The organism is Streptomyces spongiae (assembly GCF_009377185.1).
Classification (GTDB): Bacteria; Actinomycetota; Actinomycetes; order Streptomycetales; family Streptomycetaceae; genus Streptomyces; species Streptomyces spongiae.
In genome coordinates this window covers 1-7,142 of sequence record NZ_VJZC01000517.1, presented here as the reverse complement: position 1 = coordinate 7,142, position 7,142 = coordinate 1, and the positions used below count along the sequence as shown (strand labels likewise).

Genomic DNA, 7,142 nt, shown 5'->3' with positions numbered 1-7,142 from the left:
GAGTCGTCCGAGAGGGCCGCTACCGGGTCTACGACGCCCCAGCCGATGAAGGGGTTGGGGCCTCGGCCCGGGCGTTGGGCGGTTTCCTCGATGCGGGTGGCGATCTGGTCGGCCTTCCACGTCGGGTGCTTCTGCTTCAGCAGGGCCGCGACGCCCGCGACGTACGGCGCCGCGAAGCTCGTGCCGTCGGCCGTGCACTGGCCGCTCTTCGGGACGGTGGAGACCATGCCGACGCCCGGTGCCGCGACGTCGACGAAGTCGCCGGCCTGTGAGAAGAAGGCGCGCTCGTCGTTGCGGTCGGAGGCCGCCACCGCCAGGACGCCCGGGTAGGAGGCGGGGTACGTGTCCGCCTGGTTGCCGTCGGCTCCGTCGTTGCCCGCTGCCGCCACGACCAGGGCGCCCGAGTTGACGGCGTCTGCCACGGCGCCGGCCAGTCCCGCGTTGTCCTGTTTGTTCGCGGTGTCCGAGGAGATGTTGATGATCTTCGCGCCCTTGGCGACCGCCGCACGGATCGCGTCGGACATGGTCTCCGAGTTGCCTTCCTTCTCCTCCCCGCCCGTGTAGCGGAAGGAGAGGATCTTGGCCTTCGGTGCGATGCCCTCGAAGCCCGTGCCCTTCATCGGTCGGGCGGCGATGATGCCCGCGACCCGCGTTCCGTGGCCCTCGATGTCCTCGGTTCCGTCCCCTTTGCCGACGAAGTCCTTCCCACCGGAGGCCATGGCCTCGCTCAGCTGGGGATTGGAGTCGTCGACGCCGGTGTCGATGACCGCGACCGTGACGCCCTCTCCCGTCGCCTGTTCATGCAGCTGTTCCAGGAGAATCCGCTGGAGCGACCAGGGCGTGGACGGGATGACCTTGCCGCCGAACTCGCACTCCGAGCTGGACGCCAGGCCGAAGTCGACCTTGCCGGGACGACCATGACTTTCGGAACCGTCGGAGTCGGCCAGCGCGGGCGGGGCCGACGCCAGGCAGATACCGGTGACCGCGAGCACGCCAAAAGCCCGCTGCAGTGCGCGGGTTCCACTCACGTGCCGACGCGAACGGGCTGTCAGGCCCCCCATGTTCAGGCCCCCAGGGCTTCCAGGCTTCTTTCGAAGCCGGGTGATGTGTCGTTGGAAAAGTGCGGTGAAGATGCTGCGGAGAATGCGGACATTCCCCGGATTTGTCGTGCGCGGCCCCGGACACGGGCTCGGCCCAGCGGACGCCTTGGCGTCGGCTGGGCCGATCCTGCTCATGTCATGTCCTCGGGTCGCCGACGGGGCTCAGCCCCAGGTGTTGGCGTTGCTCTTCTCAGTGGCCTGGTAGTTCTCGGCGGCGCTCTGCAGCGCCGTGGAGATCTTCAGCAGGGTCTGGTGCAGGTCCTGCGCGGTCTGGTCCCACTCGCGCTGCTTGCGCTGGTAACCCTCCTGCGCCTCACCTTCCCAGGTGCTGGCGACGCGCTTGACCGCGGCCTCGAGGTCGTCGAGCTGCTGCTTGATACGACCGGCAGTCGTCTTCACGTCCGTGGACGCGTTGGTGATCGTTGCGTAATTAACGAGGATCGACATCGTTCATTCCCATCCAGGAAGAGTTGTCAGGAAGTCTGTGGAGACCGATCCAGACCGACAGAGGCCCGTGGGAAGGGGTGAGGGCCGGACGGATCGGCGGAAAGCAGCGTCGGTCTGATGAAACTCAGGCCGACGGCCGCATCGGCTCGATCAGCCGAAGTCCGACATGATCTTGCTGATCTCGGAGTTCTGCTGCTCTTCCGACGCGGAGTAGTTGCTCCGCGTGGAGTCCACGGCTTCCTTGATGTCGTTGAGGATGTCGCTCATCTTCTTCGCGTCCGCGTTCCAGCGCTCCTGCAGCTGGTGGTAGGACTTCGCCGCCTGGCCCTGCCAGCCGCCGGCGATCTGGTCGATCACTCCGTTGAGGCGGCGGATCTCGCTCTGCAGCTGACCGTTCGCGGTGTTGATGTCACCGGAGAGCTTGGTGAGCTCGTCCTCTGTTACCCGGAACTGACCGGCCATGTGAAACCTTCCCCCATGTCGTCGTTGATCCGGGCATCCGTACTGGTGCCCGGAAGCTTCGCACCCTAAGGCGCTGCAAACACTCTATCGTCCGCCTGTCTCACATCGACAGGCAAGAGCAATCAGTTACACGGCTCACACACTTGAGCGATCATCTTGTGACCCAGACGTCGTCTTACAGTCAAGTGCCCGAGCCGCCAAGCCCGTTGGCCGGTCGCCAAGGAGTCCGCCAGGCAGTCCCTCACGAGCTCCTGACCGGCCAAGGACCTCTGGCCGCGTGCCGCGCTGCCCCACTTGCACGGCGGCCAAACCTCACTGGCTCTGCGGCTGCGAAGCGCTGCCCGTGTCCAGCGTCGGGCCCTTCGGGATGAACGTCGCCCACGTCTGCGGCACGTACGCCGGGTTCGAGACCTTCTCGTACCCCAGCCTCGTACGCGCCTTGTCCGTCTCGCTCGCCCCGCTGTCCGACGAGGGGTCCTCCCCCGACGACCCGGACGAAGCACCAGAGGACGAACCGCTGCCGTTCGCCTTCGCCGCCTCGCTGTCGTTGTTCGACGGCAGCGAGTAGCGCAGTCCCGTGTCGGTCAGCAAGTACTGCGCACCGCCGCCGCCCGTGGCGCCCGTGATCTCCTGGAAGAGGAGACCCGAGCCCGACGAGACGTACGCGCTCAGCGAGTCGGCGATGACCTTCTTGGGGTACGTCGCGCCCGCCCAGGCCGCGAGCTGCGGCTTCTTGTCGGCGCCGAACTTGCCGTCGTACACGCTGCACGAAGTGGTACGGGCCTCATCGGTTCCCGTCGCCGCGGGGTTGGCCTGCCGCGGGATCTCCGTCGGCCAGCCCTTCTTCGTGTAGAAGGTGTCCAGGTCGCCGCGGTTGGCCTCGATGATGGTCGAGGTGTCGGCCTGGATGTCGTCGATCTCGTCGGTTCCGTACGCCTCCTTGGCGGAGGGACCGCTCTTGAGCAGGTTGGCGACGAAAGGCGTGATACGGGCGACCTTGTCCTGGAGGACGACGTAATACTGATCGCCCTGCGCCTCCTTCGCCTTGAGCACGCGGCCCACCGTCCGGGCGTCCTCGGGGAGCCCTTCGACCGAGGTCGTCCCACCAACGCCCGGAACCGTCGGGAAGGTGATGGCGCCACCGTTGTTGAGCGTGGCCAGCCACTCCGGACTCACCGGCTGCGGCCTGGCGCCGGTGCCGACGACCGCGGCGCGCAGCTGCACCATGGCCGTGTCGTCGAGACCCGACTCGCCGCCCAGCAGGAACTTGTTGCCCTTGCCGTCGACCAGGTACTGCTGGTCCGTCTTGGAGTCGACGACGTACAGGGCCTCGCGGGCGTCGACCTTCCGGTCGTCGTTCAGCACCTTGGCGTCGTCGGAGTCGAGAACGAAGACGGCGCGGTCGATGGCGTCCTCCGCCCCGGGCGCCGGGCGCTCGCACACCGCCCATGTCTTGGCCTTCTCCGCGTCGTCCTTGGAGGGCAGACGGTCGGGGGCGTACGGGATGCCGAGCGTCGCGCCGTGCGGGATGCCGCTCTTGTCGATCTCCTTGCCCGGCACCTCGATGACGTTCCCCTTGCCCTTGTCGAGGAGGAGCTTGGCGGAGGCGTAGTTGAGGACGGGGTGCAGCGTCTTGGCCTTCGTCTCCTCGTCGGGGAGGACGACGTAGCGCGTCGTGGAGTCGCTGTCCACGATGATGTACTCACCCGGGGTGTCCCAGCCCTTGGGCGCCGTCGGCTTGATCACGCCCCAGGCGATGAAGCCGATCACCAGCACCACGCCCACCGCGAGGCTCGGCATCACCGTGCGAACAGGACGCGGTGCGCCCTCCTCGGAGCCTCCCGGCGACGGCGCCAGGAACGCCGCGACGGTGCGCTTGCGAGCGAACGTGTAGGCGGCGAGCTCGTCCCGACGCTGCTGTGCCATGGTCCCCGTGTCTCCCGTTGAGTGGTGCTCGATCGTGTTAGTGGTGCTCGATCGTGGTTGTCGTGCTCGATCGTGGTTGTCGTGCTCGATCGTGGTTGTCGTGCTCGATCGTGGTTGTCGTGCTCGATCGTCCGTGGCGCCTGACCGCTGCAGGTGCTCGGTCGTCAGCGGCACCTGACCGTCGCTGGTGCTCGATCTCGTCGGTGGTGCACGACGGTTGGTGAGCACGCACGCGCAGGCGCAGGCCCCTACTATGCACTGCGCCGCATGGCGGCGATCCATCAGGTGTACGGCCGTCCCCGCATCTTCACAGAGCTTCACCACAGCGCTCCACCACGCGGGGTGCGTCCGTGAAAGGCTGGCCACCTGGGGTTTCGGTGTCCCCTGTGTCGCCCCACGAGTATCAGCGGGTACCGTGAGCCACTCGCACAGAGATGTGGGCCATCGACGCCCCTGGCCCGCCGCTGGGATCTCCGGCAATCCGGCAAGAGGATCGCCGGCCTTCGGATCTTCGTCGGCGCACGGCCACTACTTCGCGAAAGGGATGTCCCGGGGGATGAGCAGCGCTACGAGCACTCGGCGCGATCGCCGCGCACAGCAGCAACAGGGGGGTCCGGGCCGCAGACGCTCTTCGCGCCCTCCGGCTCCCGCTCCCACCGCCGCGTCACCGCGCACGCTGCCCCGCCCCGGCGGTCTGGGGCCGGTACGACTGCAGCAGCTCATTCTGGTCGAGCTCGCGGCCGCCGTCATGCTGGCCGCCTGGGTCACCGACGTGTCCTGGCTACTGGCCCCGGCCGGCGCCGTGGCGGCGCTGCTGCTGCTCCTGGCGGTGCTGCGCAGGGGCCGTCGGCCGCTGCCCGAGTGGTACGAGACGACGCGCGCGCTGAGGCAGCGCCGACGTGACGCCAAGCAGCCCGTACCGCCAGGGACCGACACGATGCTGGCCCCCGTGGTGGAGTGCGACCCGGCCCTGCGGACCTACAACTTCGTGTCCCGTGACGACCGCGCGATCGGCATGATCGGTGACGGGACCTTCCTGACCACCGTGCTCTTCGTGCAGCCGGCGGACCTGCCGCTGCGCCCCGAGTCCGCCGGACGGCAGCTGCCGCTCCAGCTGATCCAGGACGCCCTGGAGGTCGACGGCATCCGTCTCGCGTCCGCGCAGGTCGTGCAGCACACCCAGCCCGCGCCCGCGCCGCACCTGCCCGAGCAGTCGATCGCCGCACGGTCGTACGGCCCCCTCCAGGCACGCGCCGGTTCTCCCGCGCTCCGGCTCACCTGGGTCGCCCTCAAGCTCGATCCGGAACTGTGCCCCGAGGCGGTCAAGGCACGCGGAGACGGCGTTCCCGGAACCCAGCGCGCACTGCTGCGGGTGGCGGACCAGCTGGCGAGCCGGCTGGCCGGAGCCGGGTTCAAGGCGACCATCCTGGACGAGAACGAGCTGGTGCAGGCGCTCGCGACGTCCAGCTGCCTGAACCCGCGGGCCAACGCGCAGCACGCGCAGGACGGCCGGCAGCCCCAGCGCCGTACGGTCGAGTCGGTGCGGACCTGGCGGGTCGACGACCGGTATCACACGACGTACTGGCTGTCCCGGTGGCCGCAGTTGGGGCAGGGCGGGGTGTCACTGCCGGAGCTGATCACGCGGTTCACCTCGCTCCCGGTGCTCGCCACGACGTTCAGCGTGACCATGAGCAAGGCAGGCAGCCGTGGCGTCGCCCTCACGGGGCACATCCGCGTCACGGCCCGCGGTGACAGCGAACTCGGCCAGGTGGGACGCGAGTTGGAGCGGGCCGCGAGTGCCGCGAAGGCCGGTCTGGTACGCCTCGACCGGGAGCAGGTTCCCGGAGCACTCGCCACTCTGCCGCTCGGAGGTACGTACTGATGTCCCACCCCGCATCGACCATGCCCCCGGGACAGGGACAAGGGCAGGGACAGCAGGGCCGGGCCGCCTCCGGGCGTACACCGGCGCACGTTGCCTCGCCCACCGACACCGGCATGATCCCCATCATCCGGCAGCCGCAGTCGCAGCCGGGGCAGCAGCAACGGCGCATCTTCAGCCCGGGGTTCGGGCTGCGCGGGCCGCGCCGGAACCGTCATGTCGTCACCGCCGACGAGCTCGCGGCGATCAGCATGCCCCTCGGTGACGACGGCGTGATCATCGGCAACGACCCCGAGTCGCACCCGGCCGTGCTCGGTCTGTCCCGTCCGACGGCCTTCGACGTCGTCCTCGTGGGCGGTCTCTGGCTCGCCCAGGTGCTGGCGCTGCGTGCCGCCGCGACGGGTGCGCGTGTGGGCGTGGAGACCGGCCGTCCGCAGGCCTGGCAGCAGTTGGCCCAGGCGGCGGGCGGCGGCCAGCAGTGCGTGACGGTCTATCCGGTGGGACGGGTGCCCGCGCAGGGCCCCTCCGTCTCGAGCCCTGTGGTGCTGATCCGGGACTGCGGTATCCGCCCGCCGCGCGGGCGGGTGACCTCGCTGCCGTGGCAGGCCGTGGTGACGCTCCTGCCCTTCGTCAGTGAGCACGCGCCGCGTTGGCTGGCGCAGGCCGATCTGGTCGGGATCCAGCGCATCTCGCCCCAGGAGACCGAGGTCGTACGCGACACCCTGGGCATCCCGGACGAGCCCCTCCAGCATCTGCCGACCCTGCACGACGGCGTCGCCCTGTGGTGCACCCGCAAGCACCGCAAGTTCGTCATGACCGAACCCACGGACGCGGAGACGGGCCTGCTCGGCGTGGCTCGTCGTATGGACTGACGTGTCGTCGTCCTTCGGAGGGCGCGGGGGGCGGACCGCCTGTGCCCACGGGTGCTTTTACGTACCGCGATGCGAGTGATTAGTCTTCTGGTGATGCGGTGACGATCGCAGCCGCGTGGACTTGCCACCCGGTCCGCCCGGCCGCGACGACGACCAATTCAGCAACAAAGGCTGACCAGGAGGCATGCAGTGAGCAGGGATCGGTCCGAGTACAACGGCGGCAGCCCGTCCTCGGACGGGGACGAGCCCGAGGTGGATCTGACAGGCGAGTTCGAAATCGTCTACACGCCGCCAGCCTGGTACGCGCAGAGTACGCAGAGTGGTTCCGGTTCCGGCGGACAGCAGGACGCCGGGCAGGCACCGCAACCGCCGGCCGGGCCGCCCGCCGGTTCGCCTCCTGGGCCACCCAACGGGCCACCAGGCGTTTCCGCGCCGCGGCCTCCGGCCCCCCAGACC

At 69.0% G+C, this 7,142-nt stretch carries 7 protein-coding genes; 3 read left to right on the top strand and 4 right to left on the bottom strand.

Going from position 1 to position 7,142, the window contains the following annotated elements; translation table 11 throughout:
* From mycP to eccB, 4 genes are all read right to left on the bottom strand, one after another.
* Window positions 1–1,028, bottom strand: a 1,028-nt coding sequence (gene mycP / locus FNH08_RS40130; RefSeq protein WP_322726237.1) for a type VII secretion-associated serine protease mycosin, incomplete at its 3' end; no start/stop codon positions are given.
* A gap of 234 nt (window positions 1,029–1,262) precedes the next feature.
* On the bottom strand, window positions 1,263–1,547 hold the full coding sequence (locus FNH08_RS40125; RefSeq protein ID WP_152776450.1) for a WXG100 family type VII secretion target: 285 nt from the start codon (window positions 1,545–1,547) through the stop codon (window positions 1,263–1,265).
* Window positions 1,548–1,697: 150 nt separating this feature from the next.
* A complete protein-coding gene (locus FNH08_RS40120) occupies window positions 1,698–2,009 on the bottom strand; it encodes a WXG100 family type VII secretion target (protein WP_152776449.1) in 312 nt (103 codons plus the stop codon).
* 312 nt (window positions 2,010–2,321) lie between these two features.
* Window positions 2,322–3,935: a type VII secretion protein EccB gene (gene eccB, locus FNH08_RS40115; RefSeq protein ID WP_152776448.1), complete on the bottom strand. Its 1,614-nt coding sequence runs from the start codon at window positions 3,933–3,935 to the stop codon at window positions 2,322–2,324.
* A 556-nt stretch (window positions 3,936–4,491) separates the two neighbouring features.
* On the opposite strand from eccB, the gene eccE reads away from it, so the two are divergent.
* From eccE to FNH08_RS53300, 3 genes are all read left to right on the top strand, one after another.
* The gene (eccE, locus tag FNH08_RS40110; RefSeq protein WP_152776447.1) at window positions 4,492–5,817 is read left to right on the top strand and encodes a type VII secretion protein EccE; all 1,326 of its coding nucleotides are present in this window, start codon (window positions 4,492–4,494) and stop codon (window positions 5,815–5,817) included.
* Entirely contained in the window at window positions 5,817–6,686 is an 870-nt protein-coding gene (locus tag FNH08_RS40105; RefSeq protein ID WP_152776446.1) for a hypothetical protein, read from the top strand. Before eccE ends, FNH08_RS40105 begins: the two co-directional genes overlap by 1 nt.
* Window positions 6,687–6,875: 189 nt before the next feature.
* Window positions 6,876–7,142: SCO5717 family growth-regulating ATPase (locus tag FNH08_RS53300; protein WP_322726236.1), on the top strand; the 267-nt coding region annotated here is incomplete at its 3' end.

Excerpts from the sequence above, each read along its gene's own strand:
- FNH08_RS40105 (WP_152776446.1), top strand. The coding sequence starts at position 5,817 with ATGTCCCACCCCGCATCGACCATGCCCCCGGGACAGGGACAAGGGCAG.
- eccB (WP_152776448.1), bottom strand. The coding sequence starts at position 3,935 with ATGGCACAGCAGCGTCGGGACGAGCTCGCCGCCTACACGTTCGCTCGC.
- FNH08_RS40125 (WP_152776450.1), bottom strand. The coding sequence starts at position 1,547 with ATGTCGATCCTCGTTAATTACGCAACGATCACCAACGCGTCCACGGAC.
- FNH08_RS40120 (WP_152776449.1), bottom strand. The coding sequence starts at position 2,009 with ATGGCCGGTCAGTTCCGGGTAACAGAGGACGAGCTCACCAAGCTCTCC.
- eccE (WP_152776447.1), top strand. The coding sequence starts at position 4,492 with ATGAGCAGCGCTACGAGCACTCGGCGCGATCGCCGCGCACAGCAGCAA.